Here is a 14,960-nt window from a genome sequence, read left to right as displayed (position 1 = left end):
AGATGGCAATATCACGCGCGCCTGGTTACAGCAATGCATCCCCTGGTTATCATGTTTAAAAACATACTAATCAGGGGATGATAGTGCTTAAAAAAATATTTATGAAAATTCTCAAGACTGTTGGGATGCTTATTCTTCTCATCATTGTGGTCGGTATTGCTGCTGTACTTAATAAGCCGTCCGAAGCAGAAAAGAAGCAGAAAGAGGCCAAAGAACTTTCTGATGCGAAACTGGATCAGCTTCGTGAATCCTGTGATGCTTACGTTAAAAAATCAGTCCTTAACAAAAGCACCCTGAATATGTCTGCGTTTGGTGCAAAAAGGTTGCTGGGTAATGACGGGAAGTTTTACGCAACACAGGAGTTTAGCGCCAAGAACAAATTCGGCCTTGAGCAGAAATTCAGAGCTGTATGCGTCGAAGATAAAGACGGTAAAACTGATTACCGACTTGAAGAATTGAGCGGAAGTTAAGCATAACTGACCATAACCACCAAGTCCTGGCCGGACTTCAATAACAGCCCACTCAGATGGGCTACATGTTCTTGCAACCATGCCCAATCACACATGACTGTCTGATTGTAGTAATGCGTTCAGCTGCTTTTTCAGTTATGTAATCCTGCGCCAAACCAGCGCAAATTGTGACAATCAACACGATTAGCCAAACCCGGTTCATGTGACCCTCTGAACAAATATGAAGCGATAGTGCAGGGCTGCTCTGTGGAGGCTTGATAACCTACTCAGATGTGCTTTTGATATTAAAAGGGCGACCGAAGCCGCCCAACTGTTAGTAGCAAGTGCCGCCCGCGTGATGCGAACCAGTTCCACCATGCGGATGTGTACCTTTCGGGCAGGCCATTGAGTTAGTGGTCATCAAGCCGAATGCTACTACCAGTAACAGTGCTAGTACTTTTTTCATTTGTTAATCCTTACCAATATTAATGTAATGCGATGTTTATGCAGGTTATTGTAATAAGAATTTATGAAGTAAAAACTTTGTAAATCACAAATAAAATAAATAAGCAAATAAGATTGCTAATTATGCTGCTGCCTTTCTTATTAGCAGATTTTTTCCCTGAAGTACCGGCGGTGTATGAAATTCCAGTGCCAAGGATGCCAAGCGTTGTTTTTACGCCTCTACTGCTGATATTTGTGGTACAGCCGCTTTTACCGATTGATGTGCTTACGCCGCTTTTGCTGATATTTATAGCGAGTCCGGGAGCAATTCGGATTCGTTTGCGAAATCTAAACCCCATTGGAAACTCCTTTAATTAAAGATGCGATGGGGCAGGGCCGCTCTGTGGCAGCTTATAACTCCATGTTAGATTTTGACATATCAAAGGGTGTCTTAGCTAATCTTAGTTGATTGAAAAGCGAGCAGTTGATTTGAATGGCGCGCAATATTACAGCAATCTATTAAGAAGCACATTGTCATCTGGGCTCTTAAATTTGTCGCTGTGGTGCTACACCTTCCGAATGAGTTCATGTAGAACCGACTAACAACCAAGCCCAGTCCGGGGCTTTCAACCACCCCAAGCCTCGCTAATGCGGGGCTTTTTTATGGAGCAAACATGGCAGTCGAAACCTACAGCTGGCGCTCGCAGCTCGGCGCTGGTGCTGTTGAATACAGCCAGACGGTGCGTGCGGCGCAGTTTGGCGATGGCTATGAGCAGGTTGCCGAGAACGGCATCAACTCCACCGCGATCCAGGTGCCGATGAAACATACCGGCACTGAGACAGAGGTAAACGCAGTGCGCGATTTCCTTCTGGCTCATACCGTGAAGGCCTTCATCATTACGCCGCCGGGCGAAGAGAAGGGAATGTATCGCGTTGTCGCCGACTCTGTTCGCAAAAACCAGATCAGCAGCAAATTCGCAGAGCTGACGTTCACTATTAAACGGGCCTATGGGGTATACGCATAATGGCACTTGTTGATCAGGCGGCGAAGCTGGCGCCAGGTGGCAGGGTCCGCCTGGTCGAAGTGGATGCCTCAGAGTTCAGCGGCGGGATCCACCGCTTTCACTACAGCCCGTTTCCCCATTCACCTGCCGAGATAGACGCGGCGAACGGCGACGAGGCCAGGCTGGGGCCGAAGCCCATCATCTGGGATGGCAACGCCTACGAGTTCTGGCCCTTCCAGATTGCCGACCTGGCGCTTTCAACGGATCAGGCCGCCGAGCCAAAGCTCAGCGTGTCTAACCTCGACGGCCATATCACTGCGCTGTGTCTCCAGTTTAAAGACATGGTGAATGCAAAGGTAAGCATCATTGACACCTACGCGGTTTACCTGGATGCGGTGAACTTCCCGGGCGGTGTTAATCCGACAGCAGACCCGACGATGTTCTCCCTACAGACCTTCTGGCTGGACACCAAAACCTCTGAAGATGACGAGATGGTGTCCTGGTCGCTCAGTAGCCCGGCAGACCTGCAGAACCTGGTTATACCCACCCGGCAGATCACCTCTCTCTGCGAATGGGCACTGCGCGGACAATACCGCAGCGGTGACGGCTGCACCTACAACGGCACGGCATATTTCGATGCGAAGGGTAATGCGGTAGCTGACCCGGCGTTTGATGTATGCGGGGGTTGCCTCAGTGACTGCCGCAAGCGTTTCGGCGCCGGGCTGGCAGAACCGAACACTGCCGTTCTTGATTTCGGCGGCTACCCGGCGACAGTTCTCTTCACCCGATAACCGGATATACCCATGAACAAAATCATTATGACGGCGATCCGGGCGCATGCGCTGGAGGAATCCCCACGCGAGTGCTGCGGCTTCGTCATTCAGTCAGGACGGCGCCAGCGCTATATCCCGGTGCCGAACAGCCACGAAAACCCGACCGAGCATTTCAGAATCGATGGTCTGCACTGGGCGAACGCCGAGGACGCAGGAACCATTATCCGCGTCATTCACTCCCACCCGGGCGATGGCGCACGACCTATTCCGTCTGACCTCGATCGCCAGCAGTGTAATAACTCTGGTGTGGTCTGGGGCATTTACGCGCCGGACTGCGATGATTACGCAGAGATAACACCGGACGCCATCCCGCTGATTGGCCGCCCGTTCCTCCTTGGCTCGCACGACTGCTGGGGCCTGGTCATGGACTGGCACGCCATACAGGGCGTCACGCTGAACGATTTCCGCGTGGATTATCCGTGGTGGGAAAGCCAGTACCCGGACAACCTCTATTTCGATAACTGGGAGCGCGAGGGGTTTGTCGAATGCGACCCCGCGCCCGGGTGCATGGTGATCATGCAGGTCGAGTCGGACAAGTGGAACCATGCGGGGATCATCACCGAAGAGGGCGAGCTGCTGCACCACCTGTACGGCCAGCCATCCTGTATCACACCTTATGCCCGTGGATATTTTAAAGACCGGACGATGATCTGCGTTCGGCACAAAGACCTGCCGCAGGAGATTAAACCATGGCGCGCTTAACCACGATTCGATTGTATGGCGCGCTGGGTGCCCGGTTTGGCCGCGTTCACCGGCTGGCGGTGCAGACGTCAGCGGAAGCGGTAAAAGCGCTGTGCATCAACCTGGACGGGCTGGAAAGCTTTCTCATGAATGCCAAAAAAAACGGCATGACCTTCGCGGTGTTTCGTGGCAAACGCAACATCGGCGAACAGGATTTCAAGGAGCTGGGTGGTGACAGTGATATCCGCATCGCGCCTGTGCTGGAAGGGGCGAAAAAGGCAGGTTTATTTCAGACGATCCTTGGCGCAGTGATGGTGGTGGCGGGCATCGTGGTGTCTGGCCTCTCTGCTGGCTGGGCCAGTCCGGTCGGTGGCGCCATGATTTCTGCTGGTATCGGCATGGCTGCAGGCGGTATCTACCAGATGCTCTCGCCGCAGCCCAAAGGCCTTCAGGGGCGCGATGACCCTGACAATAAGCCCAGCTATGCCTTCGGCGGCGCAGTGAACACCCTGGCGATGGGCAACCCGGTCGCGCTGCTGTATGGCGAGCGCGAAATTGGCGGCGCCATAATCAGTGCGGGGATCGTGGCCGAGGACATCTGAGAATTTCTTACTCTTCAATTAGCACCCAATCGGGTGCTTTTTTTATGGATGCAATATGGCAACGATTACTGGTGCAAAAGGCGGCAGTCAGAAGCAGCACACGCCTGTTGAACAACCCGATTCCGCGCAGTCGATGGCGCGCTGCCGTATGCTGCTGGCGCTCGGTGAAGGCGAGTTCGCTGGTGGACTGGATGCTACCCGGATCTTCCTTGACGGCACGCCGCTGGGCAACGCCGACGGATCGATGAACTTCGAGAATGTCTCCTGGGACTTTCGTCCGGGCACGCAGACGCAGTCGCCGATCCCCGGGTTCCCAGCCGTGGAGAACGAGACCAGCATTGGCGTGTCGCTGACGAAGGTCACTCCCTGGACCCGTGCCATCAGCAATACCCAGATTGACGCAGTGCTGGTGCGTATCGGCATTACCGGTCTGCAGCAGCAGGAGAATGATGGCGATATCGTCGGCACTTCCGTCACCTATCACATCGATGTGGCTTTAGATGGCGGTGCATACAGCACTGTGCTCACCAAAACCGTAACCGAAAAGCTCAGCTCACTGTACGAGCTGACCCATCGCATCAATCTGCCGAAGGCTAACACCGGCTGGCAGATCCGCGTGGTTCGCGACACTGCCGACAGCACCAGCCAGATGCTACAGAACAAGACACAGGTGCAGGCCATCACGGAGGTGATCGACGCGCGCCTGCGGTATCCGCATACCGCGCTACTGTATGTGTCGTTCAACGCAAAATCCTTCAACAACATCCCGAAGATATCCTGCAAGCCGAAAGGGCGGATTATCCGCATCCCGCAGAACTATGATCCGGTTAGCCGGGTTTATAACGGCACCTGGGATGGGACATTCAAATGGGGCTGGTCGAATAACCCGGCGTGGATTTGGTTCGATGTACTCACGGAGCCGCGCTTTGGCCTGGGTCGTCGGGTAACGGCAGCCATGCTGGATAAGTGGGAACTGTACCGCATAGCCCAGCGCTGTGACCAGAAGGTGCCGGACGGTAAGGGCGGCACCGGTACCGAGCCGCGCTTCCTGTTTGACGTCTATATCCAGTCGCAGGCCGATGCCTGGCAGGTGATTAAGGATATCGCCGCTGGCTTCAACGGTATGACATTCTGGGGCAACAACATGTTCAATGTTGTCTCGGACATGCCAGCGGACACGACGAAGCTGCAGATCCTCACCCGCGCATCGGTCGTCGGAAAGCCGAACTATTCCAGCGGCAGCGAGAAGAACCGCTACAGTTCGGCGCTGATTAACTTCAGCGACCCGGACAACCACTATCAGGATCGCACCACTGCGGTGATGTTTCCTGACCTGGTTAAGCAGTTCAAATTCAAGCAGACGCAGCTGACTGCCATTGGCTGTACGCGTGAGAGTGAGGCGCAGCGTCGCGGCGGCTGGGCGGTGTACTCCAACTATCTCGATCGCCTGATCACGCTGCAAACCGGGCTGGATGGCTTTGCCTATGTTCCCGGCACCGTGTTTGCTTTTGCGGATGAACGTTTTTCCGGGCGAGTGTATGGTGGGCGCGTTGTGAGTTACAACGCCGGGCTTAAGGCCGTTACAACCGATCGCGGGACCAGCGCCGTCCCGGGCGACACGCTGATGATCCGCACACAGGGCGGCATTGTGGAAAACCGGGTCATTCAGGCGGTCAACGGCACGCAGTTAATCGTGGCCACGGCGTTTTCCTCTGCGCCAGCGCCAGATGCTGTTTTCGTTATCGATGCCGGACAGCTGCGCCTGCAGTATTTCCGTGTGATGAACCTGACATTCAACGACGAGGAGAACACCTACACCATTACGGGTGCGGAATACAACGCCTCGAAATATGACGCTGTCGATAACAATGCGCGCCTGGACATCCCGCCTGTCAGCCTGATTCCTACTGGTGTTGTCTCTCAGCCCGGAAACGTCGTGGTATCGAGCTACGACTCAGTGAGACAGGGGCAGCGCAATGCCACGCTGACAGCCTCCTGGGATGCTCCGCTGGATAAAGCCGGGAAACCGCAGGCAGACGTTATCGCCTACCAGGCACAGTGGCGCCGGGGTGATAGTGAGTGGGTTAACGTACCGCAAACCGGGCTGCGCAATGTCGAAGTGCCGGGGATCTACGAAGGTGATTACCTGGTGCGTGTCAGGGCGATTAACGCTGGCGGCGCATCCAGCCTGTGGGCCACCTCAGTGCTGACGCATCTCAAGGGCCGGGCCGGTGATGTGCCAAAGCCCGCCAATTTCCGTACCACGCCGTTGCTCTGGGGCGTACAGCTGGACTGGGATTTCCCGGCTGGTACCGGCGATACCTTACAGACGGAGATCCAGTATTCCACTGCATCGACTGGCACAAATCCGCTTCTGCTGGCCGGGGTACCCTATCCGCAGCATGTTTATCAGCAACTGGGCCTGAAAGCCGGGGTAGGATTCTGGTACCGCGCGCGGCTTGTGGATCGCACCGGCAATAAGTCGGCATGGACTGACTTCATTCAGGGCAGCAGCAGCTCGGTTGCGGCCGATTACCTGGTGGATATCGACAACCAGATCAAACAGACAGACGCGTATAAGGAACTCACCTCGGATATCGCTGATCTCAGCGACGATATTCAGTCAGCGCACGACGACATCAGCAAAGTTACGACAGAGTCGGCGGCAACCAAAGCAGGCCTGGCACAGGAGGTCACGGACCGTAAGAAAGCAATCACCGATGAAGCGGCAGCACGTGGCCAGGCGTTGCTGACCGAGAAGAACGAGCGCGTCGCGGATATCAGCAACGTCAATCAGACGATCCAGACCACCACCGAGTCACTGGCGCAGCAGATTGGGCAGATTTCTGCTGGCACCGGTTCGCAGTTCGACCCGGCCAAAATCTGGTACTTCGATTCGACGGTAGAGGGCTGGTCCGGGAACGGGACCCCGACGATTGTTGACGGGTGGATCCGCCCGTCGAACCATGCCACCGATCCATGGGTGCAGTCTCCCGGTTCACTGGGTATTAACTCGTCGTCCTATCGCTTCGTTAAACTGCGCATCAGGAAGTTCGGGGCGCCGGGCTGGGCGGGGCAACTGCGGTGGCGGGGTACCGGTGGCTTTAACGACACCAACATGGTCACCGTCGCTGAGCCTGCTTATGACGCGAACGGGATCGCCACGCTTGAGTTCGACAATATCCCCTGGCTGACTGAAACCACGATGAATCAGTTCAGGCTGGATCTGTCCACTAAGCAGGATGCGACGAATTACTTTCTGATTGACTGGGTGGCGCTCGGACGGCCTACGCCCGGCGCGGGTATGGCGGCGCTGCAGCAGGAAACGACAGCCCGTGTCGCTGGCGACCAGGCGGAAGCCACAGCGCGAGAAACGCTGGCTACGCAGATCCGGGGCGGTTATACCGGTGATGATCCGTCGAAGCTGGCCTCGGGCTTGCTCTTCACCGAACGCCAGGCGCGCATCACGGCGCAGGAAGCGGAGGTGACAGCCCGGACGGCGCTGGAATCGACCGTTAACGCCAACAAAGCCAGCGTGACGCAGGAACTGGCAACGCTGACGACTGAGCAGGAGGCGCAGGCCACCACGCTGTCGGGCCTGCAGACCACCGTCGGGAAAAATACCGGCGATATCACGCGTATCGATAAAGCTGTAGCCGATAACAACAAAGCGCAAACTACCGCGCTGGCTGCTGTAAAAGCCACAACAGACCAGAACACGGCGGACATCAGCACGGAAACCACGGCCCGCACGGATGCAGACAGCGCGCTCGGTCGCCGTATCGACAGCCTGAAAGTGGATGTGGATGGCAACACGGCCAGCCGCGACGCCGGTATTGTCGGCAACGTCAGCAACGCTCTCGCCAACTTCATGGCTTTCTCTGATCAGCGCGTCACGTTTGCTGTTGGTGAAACAAAAACGATGGCTGAAATCACAGAGGCCCGGAAGACCGCCGCGGATGCCACAAGCGCTGTGGCGGAGCAGGTCACGACGCTTAAGGCCACGGTTGAGCAAAACGGCCAGACTAACGCCGCAGCCATCACGCGCATTGATAAAGCCGTTACGGATCTGAAGAGCGCTACCGCGACCAGTATTGAGCAGGTGACGGCTGCAATCGGCGATACCAATGCAAATGTCCAGACGACCAGCGAGGCTGTTGCTGACATTAACGGCAAGCTGAAAGCGCAGTGGGGCGTTAAGGTTCAGGTGGAGGCAAACGGTGTTAAACGCATCGCGGGTATCCAACTGGGTATTGATGGCACAGGGGCATCAAACTTCCTGATTTCTGCCGATACGTTCGCGGTATATAACCCGACGACGAACGGCCAGGAGCTGGTATTTGCTTCGACCGGCGGCCAGATATTCATGCGTTCGGTGTTCATCCAGGACGGTTCTATTGATAACGGTAAGATCGGTAATTACATTCAGTCCAGCAACTGGGACGGTACCGGCAATGTCGGCTGGCATATCAATAAATCCGGGTATGCCACGTTTAACGGTGTGACGGTTCGGGGGACGATTTATGCCACCAACGGAGAGTTCCGGGGTACGGTTTACGCTACAGATGGAGACTTCAAGGGCACCGTGTACGCGAATAAAATCGTAGGCGATGTCGTTAATATGTTCTCGTTCCCTGGTGGCAGGTATCGGGGGGATCCTGGCAAACAACAGGATTTCTATCGACAGGTTACCTGGGCGGGTGGTGTTCCATATGATGTCACTATCGCTGTACCGACCTTTGTCGTATGGAATGAAAGTGATAGTTATAACGCTGCCATGGAAGCCTACGTCAATATAAACGGACGTAATATTACAGTCGCGCCTCTTGGGTTAAGGCTGTCGTATGCCGGCCCGAATAACACTCAACGCCAGGTAAACTGTTATGTACCTGTTACGGCTAGTCTGGATATTCCTGCAAATTCAGGGCCTGTAGCTATACGTGTTGGCCTGAGAGGAATAGCTAATGGCGAGGCTTATATGGACATGCAGCCATCAATGGTATTAATCACCAAGAGAAATACCCCAAACTTTTCTGGTTACTCCGGTAATTGATATGAATCCCACCCTTATAACCCAGCTCCGGCTGGGTTTTTTATTTTAAGGACATCACGAATGGCCACACTTGATGACGATTTAGCGAAAGCCGTCACAGAAGGATTTCGCCTGGCGCAAGGCAGCATCATCAACCAGGACCTGATTTTATCGGGCACCGGTGACGTCACCGTAACCCTGGCAGACGGTTCGAAAAAGACGGGTCCCAGCTGGACGAAGCTGATCGCCCAAGCCGGTGCGGCAGGAGCCAGCGCCGCTGCAGCGGCAGCATCAGAGAAAAATGCAAAGACCTCTGAGACGAATGCGAACTCATCAAAAACCGCAGCGGCAAGCAGCGCTTCAGCAGCCAAGACCAGCGAAACGAATGCCAAAACCTCTGAGACGAACGCAAAAACGTCTGAGACGAATGCCAAAACGTCGGAGAACAACGCAGCCGCCAGCGCCAGCAGTGCCGCCGCATCACTGGCCGCCGCGCAGCTGCTGACGTCTGTACCCTATGAGGCGGCGCCGTCCCCTGATGTATGTATACCGTTGAACGATAGTTCAAAATTAGATGCTGGTTTTGGACCATACGACACGTTGACTATTTCTGGAAAAATTGTGGAACTACCGACGAGATCCGCAACCTTTACTAGGTCCACAATAGCACTATATAGAGATAAGTCGGATGTCTTGCAAGTCGCAGATATTAATGAACCTCGTTTTGAACGTGAAGGTTTATTACTAGAGGGGTCTAGTTCAAACCTATATACTTACTCTGAACAGTGGGGTGCAGGCCAGCGCATCACCACTACAAATAATGCCGGTGACTCTCCTCGTGGCGATAAAACGATGGCGTTATTGGTTGAGGACACTAATAATTCTGAACACTATTCGCAAGACCGTAATATTACGTTAACAGCAGGGACAACTTATTGCTATTCGGTGTTTGTCAAAGCCCATACAAATTCACGTCTTTTATATCTACGTATTGCTTCTGGAAGTACGTCCGGTGTCTTCTTTGACCCGGTGGCAGGGGCGTTTGTTGGGAGTGGCGGAGTGGGGGCTCAATATGTTGATCGTGGGTTTGACGTCCTCAGTAATGGTGTCTATCGCGTATGGATGACATTTACCGCTGCGACGAGTCAGAGCACAGTTGTTCGCCTTCAATTAGCTAAGGACGGCGTAACCGCGAGCTACACCGGGGACGGTGTATCAGGTTTATATGTCTGGGGCGCGCAACTAGAGGCCGTGCCAGTGATGACCAGTTATATCCCAACAGCAGCCTCAGCTGTAACAAGAGCCGCTGATAAGCTCTCATTACAACCGTCTGGTAATGTTGGGTATCAACTACTCGGGGATGCGTTCAACAGGACACTGGCATTTGAAATCGCTATTAATAGATATGTCACGCCCAGTAATAATTACGCTGACCTTATCAGGGCGACCGGCGCCAACAACGATATTATATTCAGGGCGGGAGCATCTACCCTTTTCACATATATTGGTGGGAGCGGGCCATCTCTACCAGTTACATATCCAATCGATAGAAAAGTTTACGCACAATCTGTAGATGCCAACAATACGACTAGCATGTACTTCGATGGGAAAATTAACAGCAGGACGGTAGCACTGACCTGCCCCCACGATTAGATACAACACTCAGTTAGTAACGTCGGAATCTTCATTCTCAGAATGACCCTTTCTCCAGCCCGCTGCAAATTCAGACGGTGTCTGATAATTCAGCGTGGAGTGCGGGCGGCATTCGTTATAATCCTGCCGCCAGTCATTAATAATTTTCCTGGCATGAACGATATCGCTGAACCAGTGCTCATTCAAACATTCATCGCGAAATCGTCCGTTAAAGCTCTCAATATATCCGTTCTGCGTTGGCTTGCCCGGCTGGATTAAGCGCAACTCAACACCATGCTCAAAGGCCCATTGATCCAGTGCACGGCAAGTGAACTCCGGCCCCTGGTCAGTTCTTATCGTCGCCGGATAGCCTCGAAACAGTGCAATGCTGTCCAGAATACGCGTGACCTGAACGCCTGAAATCCCAAAGGCAACAGTGACCGTCAGGCATTCCTTTGTGAAATCATCGACGCAGGTAAGACACTTGATCCTGCGACCGGTGGAAAGTGCGTCCATGACGAAATCCATCGACCAGGTCAGATTGGGCGCCGCCGGACGGAGCAGCGGCAGACGTTCTGTTGCCAGCCCTTTACGACGTCTTCTGCGTTTTACGCCCAGGCCACTGAGGTGATAAAGCCGGTACACGCGCTTATGATTAACATGAAGCCCTTCACGGCGCAGCAACTGCCAAATACGACGGTAGCCAAAACGCCTGCGCTCCAGTGCCAGCTCAGTGATGCGCCCTGATAAATGCGCATCAGCAGCCGGACGGTGAGCCTCATAGCGGCAGGTCGACAGGGATAAACCTGTAAGCCTGCAGGCACGACGTTGCGACAGACCGGTCGCATCACACATCAACATCACGGCTTCCCGCTTCTGGTCTGTCGTCAGTACTTTCGCCCAAGAGCCACCTGAAGCGCCTCTTTATCCAGCATGGCTTCGGCAAGCAGCTTCTTGAGTCTGGCGTTCTCTTCCTCAAGCGACTTCAGGCGCTTAACTTCAGGCACCTCCATACCGCCATACTTCTTACGCCAGGTGTAAAACGTGGCATCGGAAATGGCATGCTTGCGGCAGAGTTCACGGGCGGGTACCCCAGCTTCGGCTTCGCGGAGAATACTGATGATCTGTTCGTCGGAAAAACGCTTCTTCATGGGGATGTCCTCATGTGGCTTATGAAGACATTACTAACATCGGGGTGTACTAATCAACGGGGAGCAGGTCAGCACCAGTAAATCCAGCGTCTAAACCGACGAGTATTGATATACAAGGGCACCCGAACGTTGTTTACCACATTCGCAACTTCCGTATCTGGCACCGCCTGCTAACTCTTAACCAAATTAATGGACTCCGCTAATGAGAGACTTATATCTGCGCTTTAATGACGCCGACGAAATGCGCACGCAGTTAATCGCGGCGGGGTTTGTTGATGATGAAGAGCAGGGAGGTTTATTTCACCCGGTTATCAGCCTGGATATCATTGGCGTTATCAGTCTCCCTGCTGAAGTTATCAATCCCGGCGAAGAAAACGAAGTTATCAAGTACACCACCGAACCCGACTATCACGTCAATTTACGGGTCATGAATGACTCGCTCGATTTATCCGGGCTGAACAAATTTGTGGTTAAACCGAAAACACCGGCTCGCGTCTGGGCGTAAGGAATTAAGTTATGGCAAACAGAATAGACACAGCTGAATTAAGCAGGGCCATTGCTGCCTGGACATCCACCATCAATGACGCGTCTCTGCCGGGGGTCGGGAGTACGGTTTATGGCGGATACATAAAGTCACAGTACACCGTAAATGGCGTTGAGAAGATATCCGCCCAACTCCAGATCGTGAAACGCATCGAATGGAACTACTCCATTGCCAGACTGGTGGTGTTGCAAAATGCGGGGGGTACTGACTCCGCGCAGAACAACTACTTCGACTTCATGTCCAACGGCAATGTGCAAATTCCCGGACGTTTGTATATGGGCGGTCCAGCCGTGAGTTCGTGGTGGAACTCAGCACAGGCCCACTATGCCTCTTATTACGCGGAGACCGCCACGGATTCTCCGGGTAACGGGGCTATAGCTGGCCTTTCCTGGGGGTATCAACATGGTGGTGGGTATAACCTTCGATCGATGTGGGGTAATGTTGGTAACGGGCTGGGCGCCTGGGCTAACACTGCGCTAACACAGTTCGGAGATAGTGGGTCCAAGATACGGTACTGGTATTTCACCCCAGCCAACGGGGATTTAGTCACCTCGACAAGTGGCGATGGCGGCTTTGCTGGCAACTACACCTATCAGAAGTCAGCGACCTCTGATGCCACTCTGAAGCACGATATCACCTATGACGACGGCCAGGCATCTTACGAGAACATCAGGAAGCTGAAACCCTGCACGTTCGTGTATAACGGGGATTACTTCGAACGGGCACGCCGGGGAATCATTGCTCAGGATGCTTTGCGTGATATCGATCGTGAGTATGTGAAGCTGGTTCCTGCTGCACCTGAGTTCGATGAGGACGGGAATCGTTGTGATAAAGACGACACGTTAGCCCTGGATAACAACGTCATCATGATGGACACCGCACTAGCGCTCCACCACACTATCGCCAAGATGGAAGCTCTGATGCAGGAAGTCGCTGACCTGAAGGCAGAGATTAACGCGCTGAAAGCGTAACAGCATCATGATGTTCAGCAGTAATTATCAATAGGCACAGCCTCCTTGCCCTGGACTCCCTTTAAAACTACTGCATAAATACACAGTAATGATAAATGAGAGGTCACCATGCCCCGCAAATCAGACATTAACGCGGCTTTTACCGCGGCGATACAGCTAAACCCGAAAGGGTATCAATGCCTGCATACAGAAGACTTCATACGTGAGCTGCGCGCCAGGAACTGGCATTTCACCCAGGCTGATGCGAATGATTGGATCGAGCAGTACCAAACTTGCTTCGTAGACAAGACGCCGGACGGTAGCCAGAACCGCCTATGGATGCTGCGCAATATGGGGAGGGTTCTGTAATGGGATTCCCTTCACCTGCCAGCGACTATATAGAGACCAGGCTCACTCCAGAAAGGATTTGCGGCGTAGGCATTGATACCCGCATCCTGGAAACGTCATCCGGGTTTGCGGTGATCGAACCGTGCACCAGGCTGGTACAGAATCAGGTTCTGCTGATTTTGTCCGGCGGCCGCACTCAGTTTGCTCGGGTCATGGGTCGGGCTTTAATCACGGAAGATGGCGAAGCGATAGAGGGTGAAGCGGCGGAAGATATCGAGGTTATGGGGAGGGTCACTTACTTCATCAACAGCGCGGACGCTCATGAAGATGAGTGCCCAGTCTAAGAAGCGGCCAGCATCTGAACGCAGTGGAAAGAAAGACATGATGGCCTTGCTCAAAAGTCTAAGGTCCGCTATGAGCGAAAAGCGGACCCTCAAATCAGGGCCCGCCTGTTTTTATCTGAGCATCAGCAGGGGCTGACTGCTATTAGATAGCATCTCTGCTGTGTTGCTGCCGATAAAGAATCTGCGCAGCCGTGAATGTCCGTACGCTCCCATGACCATAAGATCAATCCCGTGTTCCCCGGCGTAGCGGCACAGTGCATTAGCCACGGTATCGGCTTTCAGCAGACTCGCCTGACTGGTTATGCCAGCTCTTTGCAACAGAGACTGAGCTGCATCCAGCGATTCTGAATTTCCATTCACCATCACCAGGTGGCAGGTCAGATTCAGGAACAATGGACTTACAGAAAGTCGGCGCAAATTTTCCAGACTCGCCTCACTTCCGTCATAGGCGAACATTACGCGTGAAGGAACAGAGAAGGTTTCGGGTACAATTAACACAGGATTTTTTTGCAGACGAATAACATTCTCAATATGGCTCCCGACCGGATTGGATGCCCCCCGGCGCCCCAGCACCATAAGACGCGTATCCCCCAGTTCAGCCAAAATCCCGTCCAGCGTGCCATGTTTTTGTAATTGCTGTGGTGCCGGTAATCCCGCCTCTGTCAGCAGTTCAGCACAGTTTTTCAGGATGGCTTTACCCTGCGTCATCAATAATCGGTTACGTTCACCCTCAAGGCGAACCAGCTCATCTGTAAAATGCTCCCGACTGTCTAAGCCAATGGTTCCTGTCAGGTCCGAAACCAAAGGCTGGTCACTTTTTTCCAGGACATGAAGCAGGGCCACCGATATCTTCAGCGCGGAGGCAGCCCAGACCGCATATTCGCAGACTGCCTTTGTTGATGACGATCCATCCACACAGGCAACAACGGTATTGTTCATTTCATGA

The 14,960-nt window shown here is 53.7% G+C and carries 14 protein-coding genes; 11 read left to right on the top strand and 3 right to left on the bottom strand.

What is annotated here, in order from left to right; translation table 11 throughout:
• The first annotated feature begins 83 nt into the window (after positions 1 to 83).
• Positions 84 to 470: a hypothetical protein gene (locus tag GNG29_RS13455; RefSeq protein WP_127472154.1), complete on the top strand. Its 387-nt coding sequence runs from the start codon at positions 84 to 86 to the stop codon at positions 468 to 470.
• 506 nt (positions 471 to 976) lie between these two features.
• Here the strand turns inward: GNG29_RS13455 and GNG29_RS13450 are convergent.
• Entirely contained in the window at positions 977 to 1,252 is a 276-nt protein-coding gene (locus tag GNG29_RS13450; RefSeq protein WP_156654716.1) for a DUF4236 domain-containing protein, read from the bottom strand.
• A gap of 315 nt (positions 1,253 to 1,567) precedes the next feature.
• Between GNG29_RS13450 and GNG29_RS13445 the strand changes: the two genes are divergently transcribed.
• The 6 genes from GNG29_RS13445 to GNG29_RS13420 are packed head-to-tail and all read left to right on the top strand — an operon-like array spanning position 1,568 to position 10,698.
• Complete coding sequence (locus GNG29_RS13445; protein ID WP_156654715.1) at positions 1,568 to 1,918, top strand: phage tail protein; 351 nt, start codon at positions 1,568 to 1,570, stop codon at positions 1,916 to 1,918.
• Positions 1,918 to 2,688 carry a phage minor tail protein L gene (locus GNG29_RS13440; protein ID WP_059349861.1) on the top strand — a complete coding sequence of 257 codons (771 nt, stop codon included), beginning with the start codon at positions 1,918 to 1,920 and terminating at the stop codon, positions 2,686 to 2,688. The genes GNG29_RS13445 and GNG29_RS13440 overlap by 1 nt, the downstream gene beginning before the upstream one ends.
• 12 nt (positions 2,689 to 2,700) lie before the next feature.
• On the top strand, positions 2,701 to 3,432 hold the full coding sequence (locus GNG29_RS13435) for a C40 family peptidase (RefSeq protein WP_156654714.1): 732 nt from the start codon (positions 2,701 to 2,703) through the stop codon (positions 3,430 to 3,432).
• Positions 3,420 to 4,013, top strand: a complete 594-nt coding sequence (locus GNG29_RS13430) for a tail assembly protein (protein ID WP_156654713.1) — start codon at positions 3,420 to 3,422, stop codon at positions 4,011 to 4,013. The genes GNG29_RS13435 and GNG29_RS13430 overlap by 13 nt, the downstream gene beginning before the upstream one ends.
• A gap of 55 nt (positions 4,014 to 4,068) precedes the next feature.
• On the top strand, positions 4,069 to 9,066 hold the full coding sequence (locus tag GNG29_RS23355) for a DUF1983 domain-containing protein (protein ID WP_156654712.1): 4,998 nt from the start codon (positions 4,069 to 4,071) through the stop codon (positions 9,064 to 9,066).
• 60 nt (positions 9,067 to 9,126) lie between these two features.
• Positions 9,127 to 10,698 (top strand): hypothetical protein, encoded by a 1,572-nt coding sequence (locus tag GNG29_RS13420; protein WP_156654711.1) that lies wholly within the window; start codon positions 9,127 to 9,129, stop codon positions 10,696 to 10,698.
• Between the two features lie 9 nt (positions 10,699 to 10,707).
• On the opposite strand, the gene GNG29_RS13415 is transcribed toward GNG29_RS13420, so the two are convergent.
• A protein-coding gene (locus tag GNG29_RS13415; RefSeq protein WP_156653759.1) for an IS3-like element ISSen4 family transposase occupies positions 10,708 to 11,828 on the bottom strand; the annotation gives its coding sequence in 2 pieces (ribosomal slippage) (positions 10,708 to 11,570 and positions 11,570 to 11,828; 1,122 coding nt in all).
• A 202-nt stretch (positions 11,829 to 12,030) separates the two neighbouring features.
• Between GNG29_RS13415 and GNG29_RS13410 the strand changes: the two genes are divergently transcribed.
• The 4 genes from GNG29_RS13410 (at position 12,031) to GNG29_RS13400 (ending at position 14,014) form a co-directional block, all read left to right on the top strand.
• Complete coding sequence (locus GNG29_RS13410; RefSeq protein ID WP_156654710.1) at positions 12,031 to 12,333, top strand: hypothetical protein; 303 nt, start codon at positions 12,031 to 12,033, stop codon at positions 12,331 to 12,333.
• Between the two features lie 11 nt (positions 12,334 to 12,344).
• Positions 12,345 to 13,343 (top strand): tail fiber domain-containing protein, encoded by a 999-nt coding sequence (locus tag GNG29_RS13405; protein WP_156654709.1) that lies wholly within the window; start codon positions 12,345 to 12,347, stop codon positions 13,341 to 13,343.
• A 108-nt stretch (positions 13,344 to 13,451) separates the two neighbouring features.
• Complete coding sequence (locus GNG29_RS23350) at positions 13,452 to 13,691, top strand: hypothetical protein (RefSeq protein ID WP_032611736.1); 240 nt, start codon at positions 13,452 to 13,454, stop codon at positions 13,689 to 13,691.
• Complete coding sequence (locus GNG29_RS13400; protein ID WP_156655494.1) at positions 13,691 to 14,014, top strand: hypothetical protein; 324 nt, start codon at positions 13,691 to 13,693, stop codon at positions 14,012 to 14,014. The genes GNG29_RS23350 and GNG29_RS13400 overlap by 1 nt, the downstream gene beginning before the upstream one ends.
• A gap of 111 nt (positions 14,015 to 14,125) precedes the next feature.
• Here the strand turns inward: GNG29_RS13400 and GNG29_RS13395 are convergent, their stop codons facing one another.
• Positions 14,126 to 14,953: a universal stress protein gene (locus GNG29_RS13395; protein WP_032611763.1), complete on the bottom strand. Its 828-nt coding sequence runs from the start codon at positions 14,951 to 14,953 to the stop codon at positions 14,126 to 14,128.
• Positions 14,954 to 14,960: the final 7 nt, after the last annotated feature.

This window comes from Leclercia sp. Colony189, from assembly GCF_009740165.1.
Classification (GTDB): Bacteria; Pseudomonadota; Gammaproteobacteria; order Enterobacterales; family Enterobacteriaceae; genus Enterobacter.
This window is presented reverse-complemented; position numbering and strand designations above follow the sequence as displayed.

Bases quoted from the DNA above. Each gene is read 5' to 3' on its own strand.
- GNG29_RS13420 (WP_156654711.1), top strand. From the start codon at position 9,127: ATGGCCACACTTGATGACGATTTAGCGAAAGCCGTCACAGAAGGATTT.
- GNG29_RS13450 (WP_156654716.1), bottom strand. From the start codon at position 1,252: ATGGGGTTTAGATTTCGCAAACGAATCCGAATTGCTCCCGGACTCGCT.
- GNG29_RS23350 (WP_032611736.1), top strand. From the start codon at position 13,452: ATGCCCCGCAAATCAGACATTAACGCGGCTTTTACCGCGGCGATACAG.
- GNG29_RS13435 (WP_156654714.1), top strand. From the start codon at position 2,701: ATGAACAAAATCATTATGACGGCGATCCGGGCGCATGCGCTGGAGGAA.
- GNG29_RS13440 (WP_059349861.1), top strand. From the start codon at position 1,918: ATGGCACTTGTTGATCAGGCGGCGAAGCTGGCGCCAGGTGGCAGGGTC.
- GNG29_RS13410 (WP_156654710.1), top strand. From the start codon at position 12,031: ATGAGAGACTTATATCTGCGCTTTAATGACGCCGACGAAATGCGCACG.
- GNG29_RS13445 (WP_156654715.1), top strand. From the start codon at position 1,568: ATGGCAGTCGAAACCTACAGCTGGCGCTCGCAGCTCGGCGCTGGTGCT.
- GNG29_RS13395 (WP_032611763.1), bottom strand. From the start codon at position 14,953: ATGAACAATACCGTTGTTGCCTGTGTGGATGGATCGTCATCAACAAAG.
- GNG29_RS13400 (WP_156655494.1), top strand. From the start codon at position 13,691: ATGGGATTCCCTTCACCTGCCAGCGACTATATAGAGACCAGGCTCACT.
- GNG29_RS13430 (WP_156654713.1), top strand. From the start codon at position 3,420: ATGGCGCGCTTAACCACGATTCGATTGTATGGCGCGCTGGGTGCCCGG.
- GNG29_RS23355 (WP_156654712.1), top strand. From the start codon at position 4,069: ATGGCAACGATTACTGGTGCAAAAGGCGGCAGTCAGAAGCAGCACACG.
- GNG29_RS13405 (WP_156654709.1), top strand. From the start codon at position 12,345: ATGGCAAACAGAATAGACACAGCTGAATTAAGCAGGGCCATTGCTGCC.